We start from the raw sequence: 1,398 nt of genomic DNA, 5'->3' as shown, positions 1-1,398 counted from the left end.
TGGTCGGCCGAGCATTGGCTGGGCACCGACATGCTGGGCCGGGACGTGCTGTCGCGCATGATCTATGGCGCGCGCAACACGGTCGGCATCGCGCTGCTGACCACCGTCCTCGCATTTGCGCTGGGGGCCGGCACCGGGCTGCTGGCGGCCACCGTCGGCGGCTGGTTCGAGACGGCGAGCTCGCGCCTGGTCGATGTGCTGATGGCGGTGCCCTCGCTGATCTTCGCGCTGCTGATCCTGACCATCGCCGGCACCTCGGTTGTGGCGCTGGTGCTGGTGATCGCGGTCTTGGACAGCACGCGGGTGTTCCGGCTGTCGCGGGCCGTGGCCCAGGGCATCCTGACCATGGATTACATCGAGGTCGCGCGGATGCGTGGCGAGGGCTTGGGCTGGATCATCCGCCGCGAGGTGCTGCCCAATGCCAGCGCGCCGCTGATTGCGGAATTCGGCCTGCGCTTCTGCTTCGTCTTCCTGTTCATCTCGGCCCTGTCCTTCCTGGGGCTGGGCTTGCAGCCGCCGACGGCGGACTGGGGCTCGATGGTGCGCGAAAGCGCCAAGCTGATCGCCTTCGCGAATTTCTCCAGCTGGCAGGCGGCGACCTTCGGCCTGGCACCGCTGCTGCCGGCCGGCGCCATCGCCCTGCTGACCGTGGCGGTGAACCTGGTGGTGGACTGGGTGCTGCATCTGTCCAGCGGATTGAAGGAGTGACCGGATGACACGATTTCTGGAGATCCGCGGCCTGCGCATCGCGGCGGAAACCCGCGAGGGCCGGACCGAGATCGTCAAGGGCGTGGACCTGAACCTGGACCGAGGCGAGATCCTGGGCCTGATCGGCGAATCCGGCGCCGGCAAATCGACCCTGGGCCTGGCCGCCATGGGCCATGTCAAACCGGGCTGCCGCATCACCGGCGGACAGGTCCGCTTCGACGGGCTGGACCTGGCCGGGGCGGATGCGCGGCTCTTGCGGCAGGTGCAGGGCCGGCGCATCGCCTATGTCGCGCAATCCTCGGCCGCCGCCTTCAACCCGGCCTGGCGGCTGATCGCGCAATATTGCGAGGGCCCGGTCCAGCATCGCCTGATGCCCCGTGCCCAGGCCGAATCCGAGGCGGTCACGCTGTATCGCGAGATGCGCCTGCCCGATCCCGAGCGGATCGGGGCGCGCTATCCGCATCAGGTCTCGGGCGGGCAGTTGCAGCGGGCGATGACCGCCATGTCCATGTCCTGCCACCCCGAGCTGCTGATCTTCGACGAGCCGACCACGGCGCTGGACGTGACCACGCAGATCGAGGTTCTGGCCGCGATCCGCGAGGTGGTGCGCCGCCACGACGCAGCCGCGATCTACATCACCCACGACCTGGCGGTGGTGGCGCAGATGGCCGACCGCATCAAGGTGCTGCT

Annotated in this window: 2 protein-coding genes; both read left to right on the top strand. The window is 68.9% G+C overall.

Annotated features, from left to right (window positions below; genetic code table 11):
* Positions 1-708 (top strand): ABC transporter permease (locus AQY21_RS13905; protein WP_058098233.1); only part of this gene is annotated, 708 nt, incomplete at its 5' end.
* 4 nt (positions 709-712) lie between these two features.
* Positions 713-1,398: ATP-binding cassette domain-containing protein (locus AQY21_RS13900; RefSeq protein ID WP_152988231.1), on the top strand; the 686-nt coding region annotated here is incomplete at its 3' end.

The sequence above is a fragment of the Paracoccus sp. MKU1 genome (assembly GCF_001447385.1).
Taxonomy (GTDB): Bacteria; Pseudomonadota; Alphaproteobacteria; order Rhodobacterales; family Rhodobacteraceae; genus Paracoccus.
The sequence above is the reverse complement of the archived record's forward strand: the minus strand, read 5'-3'. Positions and strand labels throughout refer to the sequence as shown.